This window comes from Pseudomonas soli (genome assembly GCF_021283165.2).
GTDB classification, from domain to species: Bacteria; Pseudomonadota; Gammaproteobacteria; order Pseudomonadales; family Pseudomonadaceae; genus Aquipseudomonas; species Aquipseudomonas soli.
In genome coordinates this window covers 4,628,484-4,647,033 of sequence record NZ_CP128543.1, presented here as the reverse complement: position 1 = coordinate 4,647,033, position 18,550 = coordinate 4,628,484, and the positions used below count along the sequence as shown (strand labels likewise).

At 63.8% G+C, this 18,550-nt stretch carries 15 protein-coding genes; 4 read left to right on the top strand and 11 right to left on the bottom strand.

What is annotated here, in order from left to right:
- Positions 1-16: 16 nt before the first annotated feature.
- Positions 17-664, top strand: a complete 648-nt coding sequence (pdxH, locus tag LU688_RS21455; RefSeq protein ID WP_094012564.1) for a pyridoxamine 5'-phosphate oxidase — start codon at positions 17-19, stop codon at positions 662-664.
- 30 nt (positions 665-694) lie between these two features.
- Here pdxH and LU688_RS21450 read toward each other — a convergent pair whose 3' ends face one another.
- Positions 695-925, bottom strand: a complete 231-nt coding sequence (locus tag LU688_RS21450; protein ID WP_031316816.1) for a hypothetical protein — start codon at positions 923-925, stop codon at positions 695-697.
- A gap of 147 nt (positions 926-1,072) precedes the next feature.
- On the opposite strand from LU688_RS21450, the gene LU688_RS21445 reads away from it, so the two are divergent.
- A complete protein-coding gene (locus LU688_RS21445) occupies positions 1,073-1,537 on the top strand; it encodes an outer membrane lipoprotein (protein ID WP_023632818.1) in 465 nt (154 codons plus the stop codon).
- 75 nt (positions 1,538-1,612) lie between these two features.
- Here the strand turns inward: LU688_RS21445 and LU688_RS21440 are convergent, their stop codons facing one another.
- The 7 genes from LU688_RS21440 to LU688_RS21410 form a co-directional block, all read right to left on the bottom strand.
- Complete coding sequence (locus LU688_RS21440) at positions 1,613-3,226, bottom strand: NAD(P)/FAD-dependent oxidoreductase (RefSeq protein WP_094012562.1); 1,614 nt, start codon at positions 3,224-3,226, stop codon at positions 1,613-1,615.
- 103 nt (positions 3,227-3,329) lie between these two features.
- Positions 3,330-4,007 (bottom strand): COG3650 family protein, encoded by a 678-nt coding sequence (locus LU688_RS21435; RefSeq protein ID WP_094012561.1) that lies wholly within the window; start codon positions 4,005-4,007, stop codon positions 3,330-3,332.
- A 121-nt stretch (positions 4,008-4,128) separates the two neighbouring features.
- Positions 4,129-4,830 (bottom strand): ABC transporter ATP-binding protein, encoded by a 702-nt coding sequence (locus LU688_RS21430; RefSeq protein WP_023631160.1) that lies wholly within the window; start codon positions 4,828-4,830, stop codon positions 4,129-4,131.
- Positions 4,831-5,598 (bottom strand): high-affinity branched-chain amino acid ABC transporter ATP-binding protein LivG, encoded by a 768-nt coding sequence (gene livG / locus LU688_RS21425; protein ID WP_023631159.1) that lies wholly within the window; start codon positions 5,596-5,598, stop codon positions 4,831-4,833.
- Complete coding sequence (locus tag LU688_RS21420) at positions 5,595-6,851, bottom strand: high-affinity branched-chain amino acid ABC transporter permease LivM (RefSeq protein WP_094012560.1); 1,257 nt, start codon at positions 6,849-6,851, stop codon at positions 5,595-5,597. Before LU688_RS21420 ends, livG begins: the two co-directional genes overlap by 4 nt.
- Positions 6,848-7,771, bottom strand: coding sequence for a high-affinity branched-chain amino acid ABC transporter permease LivH (gene livH / locus LU688_RS21415; protein ID WP_028692119.1), 924 nt, complete (start codon positions 7,769-7,771; stop codon positions 6,848-6,850). Before livH ends, LU688_RS21420 begins: the two co-directional genes overlap by 4 nt.
- 237 nt (positions 7,772-8,008) lie before the next feature.
- Positions 8,009-9,124: a branched-chain amino acid ABC transporter substrate-binding protein gene (locus LU688_RS21410; RefSeq protein WP_038706647.1), complete on the bottom strand. Its 1,116-nt coding sequence runs from the start codon at positions 9,122-9,124 to the stop codon at positions 8,009-8,011.
- Between the two features lie 359 nt (positions 9,125-9,483).
- On the opposite strand from LU688_RS21410, the gene LU688_RS21405 reads away from it, so the two are divergent.
- The gene (locus LU688_RS21405) at positions 9,484-9,789 is read left to right on the top strand and encodes a DUF2288 domain-containing protein (RefSeq protein ID WP_094012559.1); all 306 of its coding nucleotides are present in this window, start codon (positions 9,484-9,486) and stop codon (positions 9,787-9,789) included.
- Positions 9,790-9,949: 160 nt separating this feature from the next.
- On the opposite strand, the gene LU688_RS21400 is transcribed toward LU688_RS21405, so the two are convergent.
- A complete protein-coding gene (locus LU688_RS21400) occupies positions 9,950-12,031 on the bottom strand; it encodes a hypothetical protein (protein WP_371041630.1) in 2,082 nt (693 codons plus the stop codon).
- 295 nt (positions 12,032-12,326) lie between these two features.
- Between LU688_RS21400 and LU688_RS21395 the strand changes: the two genes are divergently transcribed.
- Positions 12,327-13,214 carry an NAD(P)-dependent oxidoreductase gene (locus LU688_RS21395; RefSeq protein WP_094012558.1) on the top strand — a complete coding sequence of 296 codons (888 nt, stop codon included), beginning with the start codon at positions 12,327-12,329 and terminating at the stop codon, positions 13,212-13,214.
- On the opposite strand, the gene LU688_RS21390 is transcribed toward LU688_RS21395, so the two are convergent.
- Both LU688_RS21390 and rapA read right to left on the bottom strand, forming a co-directional pair.
- Positions 13,114-15,378: a putative bifunctional diguanylate cyclase/phosphodiesterase gene (locus LU688_RS21390; RefSeq protein WP_038706645.1), complete on the bottom strand. Its 2,265-nt coding sequence runs from the start codon at positions 15,376-15,378 to the stop codon at positions 13,114-13,116. The two genes, LU688_RS21395 and LU688_RS21390, sit on opposite strands and share 101 nt — an antisense overlap.
- A 256-nt stretch (positions 15,379-15,634) precedes the next feature.
- Complete coding sequence (gene rapA / locus LU688_RS21385) at positions 15,635-18,481, bottom strand: RNA polymerase-associated protein RapA (RefSeq protein ID WP_094012557.1); 2,847 nt, start codon at positions 18,479-18,481, stop codon at positions 15,635-15,637.
- Between the last annotated feature and the right edge of the window lie 69 nt (positions 18,482-18,550).

Here is an 18,550-nt window from a genome sequence, read left to right as displayed (position 1 = left end):
GTCAAGGAAACGCAGCATGACCCAATCCCTGGCCGATATGCGCCGCGACTACACCCGTGATGGCCTGGCCGAAGCCCAGGCTCCCGGGGAGCCGTTCGCGCTGTTCCACCACTGGTTCGCCGATGCGGTGAAGACCGAGCAGCTACCGGTGGAAGCCAACGCCATGACCCTGGCCACCGTTGATGCCGAGGGGCGTCCGCATTGCCGGGTGTTGCTGCTCAAGGCGCTGGACGCACGCGGTTTTACCTTTTTCACCAACTATGAAAGTGCCAAGGGCCAGCACATTGCGGCCAACCCTTATGCGGCGATGACCTTCTTCTGGCCGGCGCTGGAGCGCCAGGTGCGGATCGAGGGGCGGGTGGAGAAGGTCACGGCCAAGGAGTCGGACGACTATTACCAGGTGCGCCCGCTGGGCAGCCGGTTGGGGGCCTGGGCGTCGCCGCAGAGCCGGGTGATTGCCGATCGCGAGGAGCTGGAAGGCCTGGTCAGGGCTACCGAGGCGCGCTTTTCCGACAGCCAGCCGCATTGCCCGGAGCATTGGGGCGGTTACCGCTTGCTACCCGAGCGCATCGAGTTCTGGCAGGGGCGAGCGAGCCGCTTGCATGACCGCCTGAACTACCGCCTGGTCAATGGCCAGTGGGCGCGCGAGCGCCTGGCGCCCTGACAAGAATGGGGCCGCAACGCGGCCCCATCATCAACGATACCCCGCCGCTTCCCGTTCCAACCACGCCGCCAACTCCTTGCGCCGCACCTTCTCCACCCGCGCCCGCTCCAGCAACTTGAGCATGAAGTCCTGCTTCGCCGGATCCTCCCCGGCCAGCGACAGCGCCAGGTCCCGGTCCATCCAGCGGCGCATGCGCACATACAGCCACCCGTGAAAATACAGCCCGGCGACCGTCACGACGACGACGATGAAGTAATCCATGGCTATCCTTGGTCTCACCTGTAGGCCCGCAAATCAGCCAGCAACGGCTGTACCTGAGCTGAATGAGAACAATTTTATAACGTTTGCGCCGTGACACTTGTCAAGGCGCGGAGTCTAATGGACACCTGTCTTATGGAGATTGTCCCCATGCGTAAATCCGCTTTGCTGCTGGCCAGCTTCACCACCGTGTCGCTGCTGTTGGGCGGCTGCCAATCGTCGCTGACCGGCGACAGCTACTCCCGTGATGAGGCCCGCCGCGTGCAGACCGTGCGCATGGGCACCATCGAATCCCTGCGTCCGGTGAAGATCGAAGGCACCAAGACGCCAATCGGTGGCGGCGCTGGCGCCATTGTCGGTGGTGTCGCCGGCAGTGCCGTCGGTGGTGGCCGTGGCAGCATCGTCGCGGCGGTGATCGGTGCCGTGGCCGGTGGCTTGGCAGGCTCCGCCGCCGAAGAAGGCCTGACCCGTACCCAAGGCGTCGAGATCACCGTGCGTGAAGACGACGGCAGCATGCGCGCCTACGTGCAGCAAGTGCAGCAGAACGAGATCTTCCGTGTGGGTGAGCGTGTTCGCATCATGACTGTCGACGGCACCAGCCGCGTCACTCACTGACGGCACGCTTGAAAAGAAAACCCCGACCGGCTTGGCCGTGTCGGGGTTTCTTTTTGCCTGCAAAAGGCGATCGGGTTAGTCGTTCAGCCCGAGGATATCCCGTGCCACCGCTTCGGCGATGCGAATCCCGTCGACACCAGCGGACAGGATGCCGCCGGCGTAGCCTGCGCCTTCACCTGCCGGGAACAGGCCCTTGAGGTTGAGGCTCTGGAAGCTGGCGTCACGGGTGATGCGCAGTGGCGACGAGGTGCGGGTTTCGATGCCGGTCAGCACCGCGTCGTGCAGGTTGTAGCCCTTGATCTGGCGGTCGAAGGCCGGCAGCGCTTCACGGATCGCCTCGATGGCGAAGTCCGGCAGGCTCGGTGCCAGGTCGCCCAGGGTCACGCCCGGTTTGTACGACGGCTCGACGCTGCCCAGCGCGGTGGACGGGCGCCCGGCGACGAAGTCACCGACCAACTGCGCCGGTGCCTGGTAGTTGCTGCCGCCCATCACGTAGGCATGGGCTTCCAGGCGCTCCTGCAGCTCGATACCGGCCAGCGGGCCACCCGGGTAGTCGCGCTCGGGGTCGATACCGACGACGATGCCGGAGTTGGCGTTACGCTCATTGCGCGAGTACTGGCTCATGCCATTGGTCACCACACGGCCAGGCTCGCTGGTGGCGGCGACCACGGTGCCGCCCGGGCACATGCAGAAGCTGTAGACCGAACGACCGTTCTTGGCGTGGTGCACCAGCTTGTAGTCGGCGGCGCCGAGTTTCGGGTGGCCGGCGTACTTGCCCAGGCGCGCCTTGTCGATCAGCGACTGCGGGTGCTCGATACGGAAACCGACCGAGAACGGCTTGGCCTCCATGAACACGCCCTTGGCGTGGAGCATGCGGAAGGTATCGCGGGCGCTGTGCCCCAGGGCCAGCACCACATGCCGCGAGTGCAACTGTTCACCGCTCTGCAGTACAACGCCGGTGAGCTGCTCGCCGTCCATCAGCAGGTCGGTGACCTTCTGCTCGAAGCGTACCTCACCGCCCAGGGTGATGATTTCCTCGCGCATCTTCTCGACCATGCTGGTCAGGCGGAAGGTACCGATGTGCGGCTTGTTGATGTAGAGGATCTCGTCGGGCGCGCCGGCCTTGACGAACTCTTCCAGTACCTTGCGCCCGTGGTGATTCGGGTCCTTGATCTGGCTGTATAGCTTGCCGTCGGAGAAGGTCCCGGCGCCGCCTTCGCCGAACTGTACGTTGGATTCGGGGTTGAGCACGCTCTTGCGCCACAGGCCCCAGGTGTCCTTGGTACGCTGGCGCACCTCTTTACCGCGCTCGAGCACGATCGGCTTGAAGCCCATCTGCGCCAGCAGCAGCCCGGCGAAGATGCCGCAGGGGCCGAAGCCGACCACGATCGGGCGCGCAGGCAGCTCGGCCGGGGCCTGGCCGACGAACTTGTAGCTGACGTCCGGGGCCACGCCGATCTTGGCGTCGCTTTCGAAGCGGCGCAGCAGTTCGTCTTCGTTGCTGGTTTCAAGGTCGATGGTGTAGATGAACAGCAGCTCGCTGTTCTTCTTGCGCGCATCGTAGCTGCGCTTGAACAGGGTGAAGCCGAGCAGTTGCTCATCGCTGATGCCCAGGCGCTGGACGATGGCGGCGCGCAGCTCGTCGTCGGAGTGGTCCAGGGGCAGCTTCAGTTCGGTGATTCGTAGCATGGCAGGGTCCAGTATCCCGGCCATGGGCGGCCGGCGGCTTTACACAAACCGCCAAGTATAAGCTGTTAGCCGCCCCGACTGGCAGGATAAAAGCACCCGGTGATCAGAGGTCGCGGGCGCCGCCGTAGTAGGCGCAGCCCTGCAGGGTCTTGCCGTCGATGCGCAGCTCGGCCTTGAGGTGACGGATGGCGCCGGTGGCGCCGTCGACGCAGCGCTGTGGCGCGACCCACAGTTCGACACGCTGGCCGTTGGCCTCGCTGGACAGGCTCAGGCCACCGCCGGGCAGCGCTTCTTCCAGGTAAGGCAATGGCAACGGCTCCTGGCCGATGCGGTTGAGCACCATGCCCTTGCCGCTGGCCTTGATGTCCCAGTCCGGCTCGTGGCCGCCGGCGCGCAGGGTCAACTGCTTGAAGTTGGGGTCTTCGCAGCCACGGTATTCGGAGGTGTCGAGGCGGTACAGGCGGGTCACGTCGAGCTGGCCGTCGCTGCCTGCCTGCTTGCTGCCGGCCATGCGCGCGCGGACATCGGCAAACAGCTTGTCACCGGCGTCGTCGGCCAGGGTGGCGGCCTCTTGCAGGATGCCGGTGCTGGCAGCGTCGTTGACGATGAAGCGGCGGCTCTCGTTGCAGGGTTTGAACAGCAGATGGCCGCCGGCCGCGCTCAGTTCGCCTTGCAGACGGGTGGTGCCCAGGTTCGGGTCGACCGGTTTTTCGGCCAGCATCTGGCAGCCTGCGAACAGCGGCAGCAGGGCGGTGAGCAGCAGGGAAGGGGTGAGGCGCATCAGGCGGGCTCCGGTGTTCGGGCAAAAAGTGCCGGTCACGTTACCGAGCCTGCCGGGCCTCTACAAGAGGCACGGCCTCATCGCGGCGCAAGAAAAAAGGGCCCGAAGGCCCTTTGATCATTCAACCCCCGAGGTACGCATCGCGTACCTTCGGGTCGGTCAGCAACGCTTCACCGGTACCCTGCATCACCACCTTGCCGTTCTCCAGCACATAGGCGCGGTCGGCGATCTTCAGCGCCTGGTTGGCGTTCTGCTCCACCAGGAACACGGTCACGCCATCGCGGCGCAGCTGTTCGATGATGTCGAAGATCTGCTGGATGATGATCGGCGCGAGGCCCAGCGATGGTTCGTCCAGCAACAGCAGCTTGGGCTTGCTCATCAGCGCCCGGCCGATGGCCAGCATCTGCTGCTCGCCACCGGACATGGTGCCGCCACGCTGGATGTAACGCTCCTTCAGACGCGGGAACAGTTGCAGGACCTTGTCCAACTGCTCCTGGTAGTCGCCCTTGTTGGTGAAGAAGCCGCCCATGGCCAGGTTTTCCTCGACGGTCAGGCGGGCGAACACGCGGCGACCTTCCGGCACTACCGCGATGCTCTTGCGCATGATGTGCGACGACGGTTGGCCGACCAGTTCCTCGCCCAGGTACTTGATGCTGCCGCTGCTCGCCTGGGGCGAGCCGCACAGGGTCATCAGCAAGGTCGACTTGCCGGCGCCGTTGGCGCCGATCAGGGTGACGATCTCGCCCTGGTTGATCTCGACGTTGACGCTGTGCAGCGCCTGGATCTTGCCGTAGAAGGTGGAAACGTTCTCGAACTTCAGCATTTACGCCTCCCCCAGGTAGGCCTTGATCACATCAGGGTTGCCGCGAATCTCTTCCGGCGTGCCGTCGGCCAGGGGCGTGCCCTGGTTGATCACCACGATGTGGTCGGAAATGCTCATCACCAGCTTCATGTCGTGCTCGATCAGCAGCACGGTCACGTTGTGCGATTCGCGCAGGTAGGCGATGAGGGCCTTGAGGTCCTCGGTCTCCTTGGGGTTCAGACCGGCGGCCGGTTCGTCGAGCATGATGATCCGCGGTTGGGTCATCATGCAGCGGGCGATTTCCAGGCGTCGTTGCTGGCCGTAGGCCAGGGTGCCGGCGGTACGGTTGGCGAACTCGGTCAGGTTGACCTTCTCCAGCCAGTACTGGGCGCGCTCCATGGCCTCCTTCTCGCTGCGGCGGAAGCTCGGGGTCTTGAACAGGCCGGCGAAGAAGTTGGTGTTGAGGTGGCGGTGCTGGGCGATCAGCAGGTTTTCCAGCGCGGTCATTTCCTTGAACAGGCGCACGTTCTGGAAGGTTCGCACCACGCCCTTGCGGGCGATCTGATGGCCGGCCAGGCCCTGGATCGGCTGGCCGTCGAGCAGGATGGTGCCGCCGCTGGGCTTGTAGAAGCCGGTCAGGCAGTTGAACACGGTGGTCTTGCCGGCGCCGTTCGGGCCGATCAGTGCCACCACCTGTTTTTCCTTGACGGTCAGGGCCACGCCGTTGACCGCCAACAAGCCGCCGAAGCGCATGCTCAGGCCGCTGACTTGCAGAATTTCGCGGCTCATCGAGGCAGCTCCATGTGCGGACGTTGCATGGGCAGCAGGCCCTGCGGACGCCAGATCATCATCAACACCATCAGCGCACCGAACATCAGCATCCGGTATTCGCTGAACTCACGCATCATCTCCGGCAGCAGGATCATCACGATGGCCGCGAGAATCACGCCCAACTGCGAACCCATGCCCCCCAGCACGACGATGGCGAGGATGATCGCCGACTCGATGAAGGTGAACGACTCCGGTGTCACCAGGCCCTGGCGGGCGGCGAAGAAGCTGCCGGCGAAACCGGCGAAGCAGGCACCCAGGGTGAACGCCGAGAGCTTGATCACGGTAGGGTTCAGGCCCAGCGCGCGGCAGGCGATCTCGTCTTCACGCAGCGCTTCCCAGGCACGGCCGATCGGCATGCGCAACAGGCGGTTGATCACGAACAGCGCCAGCAGGGCCAGCAGCAGGGCGACCAGGTAGAGGAAGATGACCTTGTTGATCGAGTTGTATTCCAGCCCGAAGAACTCGTGGAAGGTCTGCATCCCCTCGGCGGCGCGGCGCTCGAAGGTCAGGCCGAAGAACTCCGGCTTGGGGATGTTGCTGATGCCGTTGGGGCCGCCGGTCCAGTCGGTGAGGTTACGCAGGAACAGGCGGATGATCTCGCCGAAGCCCAGGGTCACGATCGCCAGGTAGTCACCGCGCAGGCGCAGCACCGGGAAGCCGAGCAGGAAGCCGAAGGTCGCGGCCATCAGGCCGGCGATCGGCAGGCACACCCAGAAGCTCCAGCCCAGGTAGTGCGAGAGCATCGCGTAGCTGTAGGCGCCGACGGCGTAGAAGCCGACGTAACCCAGGTCGAGCAGGCCCGCAAGGCCGACCACGATGTTCAGGCCCAGGCCCAGCAACACGTAGATCAGGATCAGCGTGGCGATGTCGACCGCGCCGCGGGAGCCGAAGAACGGCCAGATCAGGGCGGCGACGATCAGGCCCATGATCACCCAGCGCTGGGTTTTCGGCAGGGTCAGGAAGTTGCTCACTGAAGGCGGTACCAGCTTGCGCTCCGAGCGGCGGCCCATCACCGCGCTCCACTGCTTGTCGAACAAGACCCGCAGGAACATCAGCACCGAGCACGCGGCGATGATGCCGATGGTGAACGAACCCTGGCTATGCACCACCAGGCTGATGCCATCGATGCTGAGTTTCAGGCCCAGCACCGGGAAGGCCACGGCCCAGACCAGCAAGGCGCTGAAGAACGCCTGTTTCAGATTTCTGTTCATACTTTTTCAACCTCCGGGCGGCCCAGGATGCCGGTCGGCCGGAACAGCAGGACAAGAACCAAAAGACCGAATGCCACCACGTCCTTGTACTGGTCGCCGAAGATGTCGGCGCCGAACGCTTCGGCCACGCCCAGCACCAGCCCGCCGAGCATGGCGCCCGGGATGCTGCCGATGCCGCCCAGTACCGCCGCGGTGAAGGCCTTCAGACCCACCAGAAAACCGGCGTTGGGGTTGATGACTCCGTACTGCATGCTCAGCAGCACGGCCGCCACCGCCGCCAGCGCGGCGCCGATGACGAAGGTCAGGGCGATGATGTTGTTGGTGTTGATGCCCAGCAGGTTGGCCATCTTGATGTCCTCGGCGCAGGCGCGGCAGGCGCGCCCCAGGCGGGAACGGGAGATGAACAGGGTCAGGCAGGTCATGGCGACGAGGGTCACCACGAACACCAGGATCTGCATGTACGAGACCAGCACTTCCTCAGCGCCCCCCGGGCCGAACGAGAAGCTACCGGGGATCAGGTTGGGGATGGACTTGTCTTTCGAGTCCTGTGACAGCAGGACGGTGTTCTGCAGGAAGATCGACATGCCGATGGCGGAGATCAGCGGGATCAGCCGGTTGCTGTTGCGCAGCGGCCGGTAGGCGACCCGTTCGATGCTGTAGCCGTAGGCACTGGTGACGAAGATCGTGGCGACGAAGGCCACGGTCATCAGGATCGGCAACGAGTGGATGCCCATCATGGCCAGCCCGGCGAGGGCGATGAAGGCCACGTAGGAACCGATCATGTACACCTCGCCGTGGGCGAAGTTGATCATGCCGATGATGCCGTACACCATCGTGTAACCGATGGCGATCAGCGCGTAGGTACTGCCGATGGTCAATCCGTTAACCAGTTGTTGTAGGAAATGGTAGATCTCAGGCATTACAGCGCTCCTAAAAACCTGATTTGCATTTCTCTGGCGGGGGATGACCCCGGCCCCTTGTTCTCGTGGTCTTCGCCACGTGATCTTTTTGCGGGCACGGCCAGGAAACCGCGGGTGACGGTTTTAAGATTTTCAGGTGAACCGGCTCCCGGATCGCGGGAATCAGGTTCATGAACCTCGTAAAACAAAGCCCACTGCTCGCACAGTGGGCTTCTCGGTCAGCTATTAGTCACGCAGTTACTGAGGGGAGACTTCGGTCTTCGGCTTGCCGAAGTGCCATTCGTAGACCACGAACTTGAAGTCTTTCAGGTCGCCCTTGTCGTCATACGACAGGTCGCCGGTCGGGGTCTTGAAGGTGCCTTTGTGAATGGCGGCGGCCACCTTGTCGGTGTCTTCGGAGCCGGCAGCCTTGATGCCCTGGGCGATCAGTTCGACAGCCGAGTAGGCCGGGAACACGAACGGACCGCTTGGGTCCTTGCCGTCGGCCTTGATGGCGTCGACGATGGCCTTGTTCTCAGGTGCTGCGTCGAACGACTTGGGCAGGGTCACCAGCAGGCCTTCGGAGGCGCCCTGGGCGATCTGCGAGATGGAGTCGTTACCCACGCCTTCCGGGCCCATGAACTTGGCTTTCAGGCCTTTCTCTTGTGCCTGGCGCAGGATCAGGCCCAGCTCCGGGTGGTAGCCGCCGTAGTAGACGAAGTCGACGTTGTTCTGCTTGAGTTTCTGAATGATCGAGGAGAAGTCCTTGTCACCGGCGTTCAGGCCTTCGAAGACGGCGACCTTGGTGCCTTTGCCTTCCAGGGTGGTCTTGACCGCGGTGGCGATGCCTTCGCCGTACTGCTGCTTGTCGTGCAGCACCGCAACGACCTTTGGCTTGACGTGGTCGGCGATGTAGTTGCCGGCGGCCGGGCCTTGGGCGCTGTCCAGGCCGATGGTGCGGAAGATCAGCTTGTAGCCACGGGCGGTGATTTCCGGGGAGGTGGCGGCTGGGGTGATCATGATCACGCCTTCATCTTCGTAGATGTCGGACGCAGGCTGGGTGGAGCTGGAGCACAGGTGGCCGATCACGTACTTGACGCCATCGTTGACCACTTTGTTGGCGACGGCCACGGCTTGTTTAGGGTCGCACGCGTCGTCGTATTCCTTGGCTTCGAGCATCTTGCCATCGACGCCGCCCTTGGCGTTGATGTCCTTGATTGCCTGTTTGGCGCCAACGAACTGCATGTCGCCGTACTGGGTCACCGGCCCGGTCTTGGGACCGGCGATGCCGATCTTGATGGTGTCGGCGGCAAACGAATGGCTGGCGACTCCGGCCAGAACCATCGCGGCAAACAGCTTGGAAATCTTGATCATAGTGCTCCACTCATTCTGTTGTAATTCTTATAGTCCTGAGGCCAGGGCTACAGACCGGGCGGGATTTGCGGCCTGGCTACGCCAATGCCGTAAGCCCACCTTCCCCCGGAACATGTCCCGGAACTGTACCGGTACAGTGTAGAGCGCTGTCCGAGCGCTTGAAAAGCGGGCGAAAAGCGTCTGTCTCAAGGGGTGTCGCTTGATCGACATAAAGATACAGAAAAGCGCCATCACTTTGCCTGTATTCCCGGCCCGCCCCCACAAGTTCGGGCCTGATCGACCAAATTACGTATTTGAAACCGGGTTTTTCTGCAAAAATGCCGGCCTTTTTGTTGGCCGATCTTTGCGCAGGTAAACCCATGACTGATCAAGTAAGCACCCTCTATGCCAAACTGCTCGGCGAGACCGCCGTCATCGAGTGGAAAGCCCTGGAGCGTTTCTGGGCCAAGGGTGACCTGATTTGGGTCGACCCCAGCCTCGACCTGATCGCTGTTGCCGAGGCGATGGCCGAGAATCGCGGCGAGATCTTCGCCAAGTGGCGCAATGATGGCACTGTCGGGCCGGTCTCCGCCGAGCAGGCGCTCGACCTGCAAACCCGCGATCCAGAGATCTGGGCGGTGGTGGTTTCGCCGTTCATCGTGATCCAGACGAAGAAAGCGGGATAAGCGCGGGCTTTTTTAGTGCGTGAAAACGCGCAAACGCTCCGCAATGGTGCGCGTTGACGCTCACGTAAGGTGGAAGTTGGTAACAGTGGCGGGGTGATTCGGCGGGGCGGTAACAGTTTACGGGATGCGTAAATAGGGCCGCTTTGCGGCCCCAACTGAATCAGTAGTCCACACGCCCGGTATGGCTGTTCAGCGAAATCACCCGGGTCTTGCCGATGCGGTGGCGGAAGATCTCGCGCAGGTACTTCACCGCCTTCTTCACGCACTCGCGCGATAGGCGGATATCGTTGATCGAGACGAAGCGGCTCTTGTCGTTGATCAGTTCGCGGTACTTCTTCTCGTACATCGGCTTGATCGCGTACCAGTTGGTGTCGAGGATCTTCGCCGGGTTCTCGAACTCGTTGAGCAGGTCGTCGATGCTGTCCTCATCGAAGTGCTCGCTGGTGATGAAGTCGAGGATCGCATTGTCCATGGTGTCGTCGAAGCGGTACGGGTTGCGCGCGAAGCAACGCTTGATGAACGCCACGATCAGCGTGAGGAAATCGTCCGACAGGCACGGGCTCTTGGCGATCAGGGTGGTCAGCGACAGGTTGGCCGAGGCGCCGATCACCAGCGCATAGCGCTTGAGCGTGGTGTTGGGGAACAGGCTGTTGAGGTGGGTCTTGAGCCGGTTCAGGTCCATGTACGACAGCTTGTAGTCCTTGGGCAGTGAGACGATCGACACCACCGACGAACAGTTCTTGAAGAAGTGCAGGTCGTGCAGCGCCGCGGCGTCGTAGCCCGAGGCCTGGTATTGCTCCAGCGCGGCGCGGTAGCGGCGCGACTCGATCGGCAGCAGGCTGATGCCTTCGATGGCCTGGGTCTGCTTGTTGAAGTGCGGCAGGTCGATGGAGCGGAAGAACAGGTCGTCGATGTCCAGGCGCGGCTGTTCACGCTCGAACACCTTGAACTTGTCCGACCCTGCCGGCGGCACTTCCGGCACCACCGACTCGGCATAGGCGATCGCCACGGGGCCGGCCAGGCTCATGAACAGGTCGTTGGCGTCCAGGCGGATGGTCTCGCCGATATCGATGCCGGCGCGGCGGAAGTAGTTCTGGTCGTAGTCGGTGGTCACCGCCTGCGCCGTGAGGATGTTGAAGATCTGCTGGGAGATGTACTGGTTGGCGTGCTTCTCCATGGCGTTGACGTCGATGTTCTGGATCGTGCCGTCGTCGCTCTCCTCGGCGTAGCGCATGATGTCGTTGGAGATCAGCATCATCGCGTTCCACGGGCGGATGCGGCCCATGACGCTGGCCTCGCTGCTGTCTTCATTGTCGAAGTTGTACGAGAAGTCCCATTCCTCCGACAGGTATTTGCACAGCAGGCGCCCGGCGTTGATATGGAGCGCCTCGGACATTTCGCTGCGGTGATCGGAGGCATTGGGCAGCACGCAGATACCGCTGGTGAAGATCGGCTCGAACACAAACGAATGCCCGCTCTTGCCGTCGTTCTCGTCGGCCGGCTTGGTATCGAAGGTCTTGTTCATATACGAATACTGCTGGGCCAGGCCGAATTCCGAGGCCATGCCCGAGCCGGTACCGCCGCCGGCGCTGAAGATGTAGAAGTACAGGCGCGACTGGTTGGCCTTGATGCCGCAGGAGTCGATCAGGTACGAGTGGATCAGCTTCCAGTCGGCGCTGGAGAAGCGCTGGGTGTCCTTGTTGAGGATGATCTTGGCCAGGTACTGGCCGAGGATCGGCGCGTTGCCGGCGCCGCCGGCATGCACCTCGGACAGGTCCATGATCTTCATCTTGCTGTAGTCGCGCAAAAAACCGCCGCGCTCGCCCTTGCGCGAGAAGCGAATGCGCCCGGCGATGTCCTTGTCCAGGTCGCCCAGCATCACCAGCGGCTCTACCAGGAACACTGGTTTGGCGGCCTTGTTCTGCACCAGGCGCAGGTTTTGGCGGATCCAGCGTGCCGGGCTGTAGCCCGCGTCGCCCTTGAAACGGTCTTCGTTGTTGTACTCATTGAGGAAGAAGGTGCGCGCGTTGTACACCAGCTCCGCCACATCCAGGGCGATGTTCGATCCGCAGCGGCCCAGGCCGATCAGGCACACCGACGGGAACTGCTGCTCCAGGCGCAACTGGTCCTCGTCCTCGACATGCAGGTTGGCTGGAAATACCAGGTCGCGCAGGCCGTCGAGGTTGTCGAGGATGCGCTGGATGTCCTGCTCGGTGAAGTACAGGTACTGTTGAGCCGGCATGCTGCGCGCCGCGGGCAGGTCTCGAGCACCGCCGGCGGTCAGCGAGTGGGTGCTGAGGGAGGGCTCGGGAGCCGCATTGGCAGAAGTGTTCGTAGAGGTCATAGTGCGCCATTTGCCTGGAGTGGTTGGCTTCCCGGTGATGCATGTCATCTAGCCATCACGGAGAAATTTCGCGACTTTATCAGTGCGTCTTTTTCTTGTGCGATAGGGGGTTTCCTTAGTCGGACTAAGGTTTTTCCTTTCTCACCCGCATTGCATCGTCCGTTTGTCACGCTTCTTTAATCTGGAGTTGCTCATGAGTACTGCGTTGCCTTCGTTGGGGTTTGCCGGGATCGGTCTGATGGGCCTGCCGATGTGCCGTCGGCTGCTGGCCGCGGGCTATCCGCTGACCGTGTGGAACCGCAGCCCGGATAAATGCGCCGAGCTGGTTGCCGCCGGCGCCCAGCTGGCCGGCAGCCCTGCCGAGCTGTGCCAGGCGGCGGACATGGTGCTGCTGTGCCTGGCCGACACGGCGGTGGTGCGCGAGGTGGTGTTCGGTGAGCAGGGCATCGCCCGGGGCGGGCGCAGTGGCCAACTGCTGGTGGACTTCTCCAGCCTCGAGCCGACTGCCACTCGGGAGATGGCGGCGGAACTGGCGGCTTTGTGCGACATGGCCTGGCTTGATGCTCCAGTGTCCGGCGGCACGCCGGGGGCCGAGGCCGGCACCCTGGCGATCATGGTCGGGGGCGAGGCGAGCGACCTGCAGCGAGCGCGCCCGGTGCTGCAAACCCTGGGCCAACGGGTGACGCACATGGGCGCGGTGGGAGCCGGCCAGGTGACCAAGGCGTGCAACCAGATGATCGTGGCTTGCAATGCGTTAGTGATCGCCGAAGTGGTGGCGTTGGCTGAACAGTCAGGGGTCGATGCACGGCTGATCGCCGAGGCGCTGGCCGGCGGGTTTGCCGACTCGAAACCCTTGCAGATCCTCGCCCCGCAAATGGCCGAAAGCCGCTTCGAGCCGGTCAAGTGGCACGTGCGCACCTTGCTCAAGGATCTCGACACCGCAGTGAAATTCTCCCGCGAGCAGGGCTCGGCGACGCCGCTCAGTGGCCTCGCCGCGCAACTGATGCGCCTGCACGGTAGCCAGGGTTATCTGCAAAAAGATCCGGCGACCCTGGTAGCGCTGTATCGCAGCAAGGATTGAGCTCGCCCGGCTGGCGGCCTAGCCGTTCGAGGATCGGCCGCAGCTCGGCCAGCGGCACCGGGCGGCTGAGCAGGTAGCCTTGCAGGTAGTCGCAGCCGTGGCTGGCGAGGAATTCGTGCTGCTCGACAGTCTCGACGCCTTCGGTGACCACTTTCAGGTGCAGGGTATGGGCCATGATGATGATCGCCTGGACGATCTCGCGGTCTTTCTGGCTGCCGGGCACGTCCTGGATGAACGAGCGGTCGATCTTCAGCACGTCCAGCGGCAGGCGCTTGAGGTACGCCAGCGATGAATAGCCGGTGCCGAAATCATCGATCGACAGCGCCACGCCCTGGGCACGGATGTGCTTGAGCAGGCTGATGGTGTGGTGGATGTCGCCCATCAGGGCGTTTTCGGTGACCTCCAGCTCCAGCTGGCGGGGCGCGAGGCCGGCCTGGAACAAGGCCATTTCCACCTCGGTGGCGAGCTCCTCGCGGCCCAGGGTGAGGGCCGAGCAGTTCACCGTGACCTTGAGATCGCCATAGCCATGGCGGTTGAGCTGGGCCAGGTCCTCACAGGCCCGGCGCAGTACCCACAGGTCCAGTTCGGCGATCAGGCCGTTGGCTTCGGCAATACAGATGAAACGGTCGGGGCTGAGCAGGCCATGTTGTGGGTGTTGCCAGCGCACCAGGGCCTCGAGCTTGGCCACCTGGCCGCTGCGCAGGTCGAAGATCGGCTGGTAGTGCACGCACAGGCCGCGCTCTTCGAACAACGCCACGCGCAGTTCTTCTTCCAGTTGCAGCTCGAGGGTGGCGCGGGTCTTCAGGCCGTTGTTGAAGAAGTTCAGGCTGTTGCGCCCGCAGCCTTTGGACTGGTACAGCGCCAGGTCGGCGTTCTTCAGCAGTTCCTCGGTGCTCTGGCCGTCGTCGGGGAAGATGCTGATGCCGATGCTGGTGGTCATCACCATGCGCCGGCCCGCCAGGTCGATCGGCTCCTTCATGCGCTGCATGATGCGCTGGGCCAGGTGGCGCGCCTCGTCGCGGCTGTTGAGGCTGGTGACGATGCAGAACTCGTCGCCACCGAAGCGGGCCACCAGGTCCTGGCCGCGCGTGGCCGCCTTGATATGGTCGGCGATGACCTTGAGAAGCTCGTCGCCAGCGGCATGCCCGAGGCTGTCGTTGATCCGCTTGAAGTGGTCGATGTCGAGGAACATCACCGCGAGCATGCCCTCATTGGCGGCCTGCTCGGCCAGGCGCTCGGCGAATACCTGGTTGAAGCCGCGGCGGTTGACCAGGTTGGTCAGGGCATCGTAGTGGGCGGCCTGCTGCAGCGAGGCACGGGCCTGGTCGAGCTGGCTGAGCAGTACGTTGACCCGGCGCAGGTCGTGCTCCTTGCTCTGCAGCTTCTTGTCGGCCAACGCCGCGCTGATGCTGCCAGCGCTGATCAGCAGCGTGATGACGGCGATGGTCAGCGCCAGTTGCAGGCTGTTGTCGGCCGAAGGCAGGCGCAGCGCGGTCTCGCTGGGGATCACCAGGGTCATCGCCGCCATGCCAGTGAAATGGGTCAGGACGATACCTGCGGCCATCAACAGGCTGGCGCCGTACTTGAGCAGCAGGTGCAAGGTGCCGCTGCCCTTGTTGAAATAGCGCGCCATCAGCAGCGCCACCAGGCTGGTGAGCACGGCGATGCCGATAGAGGCGAGGAGCAGGCCGGTCTGGTAGTACTGCTGGGCGCTGGTCTGCAGGGCGGCCATGCCGGTGTAGTGCATGACACTGATGCCCAGGCCGATGAACAGCGCGGTCTGCAGGTAGTGGCGCAGGCGCATCTGGCTGCGGTTGAGGCTGTTCATCGCCAGCCAGGCAGCCAGCAGCGCCACCAGCAGTGACAGGCCGGTCAGCGGGGCGTCGAAGTGGATTTCCAGGGGCGCCTGGAAGGCCAGCATGCTGATGAAATGCATTGCCCAGATGCCCCCGGCCAGGCAGCAGGCACCGAGCACACGCCATTGGCGGCGGGCGAAGCGGTCTTCGCATTGGCTCTGGCGTTCGCTCATGTCCAGGGTGGCGAAACAGGCGGCGCTGGCCACGATGAAGGCAAGCAGCACCAGGAAGGGGTTGTGTCGGCAGTCGAGGATGATCTGTCCGGTCGCCGGCAGCTCGGCGAACAATTGCAGTCCCAGCCACTCCATTGCAGGCCTCTTCGTCGAGTCTTCACTCGTCCCCAAAAAGCACGGATGGAGACTGTTCCTGCTGGAGTATAGGAACGGGTACCTAAGCCTTCCTGATTAATGGCAATTTGATTTCTACCATTTGGATATGGAGGCAATAGCCAGATGGTCTAAATGAATGGTTTGCAGGCCGTAACGAGCGCGGGGCAAGCCTGCTCCCTGCAATTCCGGGCCGGAATTGTGGGAGCGGGCTTGCCCCGCGATGACCGCCATGGGATCAACCGGCGACGAGCACCCGGATTGCCTCGAGGCGCAGTGCCGCTTTTTCCAGCGCCGCCAGGCCCTCTTCGCGCTGCTTGCGCAGGGCGTCGATCTCGCTGTCGCGCACGCTCGGGTTGACGGCCTTCAACGCAGTCAGGCGCGCCAGCTCCTCGTCGGCTTCGGCGGCGAGGCGTTGGCGGGCCTGGGCCACGCGCTCGTCGTGGGTTGGCAGGACCTTGGCCTCGCCCGCGGCGATGCGTTTGGCCAGCACGTCGCGCTGGGCCTGGATGAACTTGTTGGCGCTGGCCTTGGGCACGCTTTCAAGCTGGTCGTTGAGGGTTTCGAAGGCTACCCGCGGACCCAGGTCGTTGCCGTTGGTGTCGAGCAGGCAGCGCAGCGCGGCCGGCGGCAGGTAGCGCCCCAGCTGCAGGCTGCGCGGTGCCACCACTTCGCTGACATAGAGCAGTTCGAGCAGCACGGTACCGGGCTTGAGCGCCTTGTTCTTGATCAGCGCCACGGCGGTGTTGCCCATCGAGCCGGACAACACCAGGTCCATGCCACCCTGGACCATCGGGTGCTCCCAGGTGAGGAACTGCATGTCCTCGCGCGACAGCGCCTGGCCGCGGTCGTAAGTGATGGTCACGCCTTCGTCGTCACCCAGCGGGAAGCTGGCGTCGAGCATCTTCTCGCTTGGCTTGAGGATCAGGGCGTTTTCCGAGTGGTCCTCGCTGTCGATACCGAAGGCGTCGAACAGGGTTTCCATGTAGATCGGCAGGGCGAACTGGTCGTCCTGCTCAAGGATTGCCTCGACCAGCGCCTGGCCTTCGCCTGCGCCACCGGAGTTGAGCTCCAGCAGGCGGTCGCGACCGGTGTGCAGCTCGGCCTCCAGGCGCTCGCGTTCGGCGCGGGCCTCGCCGACCAGCTGGGTCCAGCCTTTGTCGTCGCCACCGGCCAGCTGTTGCAGCAGGCGCGGGCCGAACTGATGTTGCAGGGCGTTGCCGGTCGGGCAGGTGTTGAGGAAGGCGTTGAGGCCTTCGTGGTACCACTGGAACAGGCGCTCTTGCGGGCTGTCCTGCAGGTACGGGATGTGCAGTTGGATCGTGTGCTTCTGGCCGATCCGGTCGAGGCGGCCGATGCGTTGCTCGAGCAGGTCCGGGTGGGCCGGCAGGTCGAACATCACCAGGTGATGGGCGAACTGGAAGTTGCGGCCTTCGCTGCCGATCTCGGAACACACCAGCACCTGGGCGCCGAACTCTTCGTCGGCGAAGTAGGCGGCGGCGCGGTCGCGCTCGAGGATGCTCATGCCTTCATGGAACACCGAGGCCGGGATGCCGGAGCGCACGCGCAGGGCGTCTTCCAGGTCCATGGCGGTCTCGGCGTGGGCGCAGATCACCAGGACCTTGGTGCGCTTGAGCATCTTCAGGGTGTCGATCAGCCAGTCGACCCGAGGGTCGAAACGCCACCAGCGCTCGTCGTCGCCGGCTTCGCCCTGGGCCTGGAAGGCCACTTCCGGGTACAGCTCGGCGCGCTCGCCCGAAGGCAGGTCGGCGTAGGCCTCGGGGTTGGCCAGCGGGTAGGGGTGCAGTTGGCGCTCGGGGAAGCCCTGGATCGCCGCACGGGTGTTGCGGAACAGAACGCGGCCGGTACCGTGGCGGTCGAGCAGTTCGCGGATCAGGCGCGCGCTGGCCTGGCTGTCGCCATCGCTGACTGCGGCCAGCAGTGCTTCGCCTTCGGCGCCGAGGAAGCCCTGAATGGTGGCGTGAGCGTTCGGCGACAGACGGCCTTCGTCGAGCAACTCCTGTACGGCTTCGGCCACCGGGCGATAGTGCTCGCTTTCGGCGCGGAAGGCGGCCAGGTCGTGGAAGCGGTTGGGGTCGAGCAGGCGCAGGCGGGCGAAGTGGCTGTCCTGGCCGAGCTGTTCAGGCGTGGCGGTGAGCAGCAGCACGCCGGGAATCACCTGGGCCAGCTGCTCGACCAGCGAGTATTCGGGGCTGGCCTGCTCTTCGTGCCAGACCAGGTGGTGGGCCTCATCGACCACCATCAGGTCCCAGCCGGCGGCGAACAGCGCGTCCTGGGCCTTTTCGTCCTCGACCAGCCACTCCAGCGCCACCAGCGCCAGCTGGGCATCCTCGAACGGGTTGCTGGCGTCGCTTTCGATGAAGCGCTCGGCGTCGAACAGCGCAACCTGCAGGTTGAAGCGCCGGCGCATTTCCACCAGCCACTGGTGCTGGAGGTTTTCCGGTACCAGGATCAGTACGCGACTGGCGCGACCGGACAGCAGCTGGCGGTGGATGACCAGGCCGGCCTCGATGGTCTTGCCCAGGCCCACTTCGTCTGCCAGCAGTACGCGGGGAGCGATGCGGTCGGCCACTTCACGGGCGATGTGCAACTGGTGGGCGATAGGTTGGGCGCGCACGCCACCCAGGCCCCACAGCGTGGAGAGCATCTGCTTGCTGGTGTGCTGCAGGGTGTTGTAGCGCAGGGAGAACCACGACAGCGGGTCGATCTGCCCGGCGAACAGGCGGTCGCTGGCCAGGCGGAACTGAATGAAGTTGGACAGCTGCGTCTCGGGCAGTGTGCGCGGCTGGTTCTGCGGGTCGATGCCGTGGTAGACCATCAGGCCGTCGATGTCCTCGACCTCCTGCACGGTGAGCTTCCAGCCTTCGAAATGGGTGATCAGGTCGCCTGGCGAGAAACGCACGCGGGTCAGCGGCGCATTGCGTAGCGAGTACTGGCGGGTGTCGCCCGTGGCCGGGTAGAGCACGGTCAACAGGCGGCCATCCTGCGCCAGGATGGTCCCAAGACCGAGCTCGGCCTCGCTGTCGCTGATCCAGCGTTGCCCCGGTTGATACTGCTGCGCCATACTGCCAAAACTCCCGCGATGAAAAAGCTGGCCATGTTACCGGATCGGCTGCGCCAGACCAAAGAATCT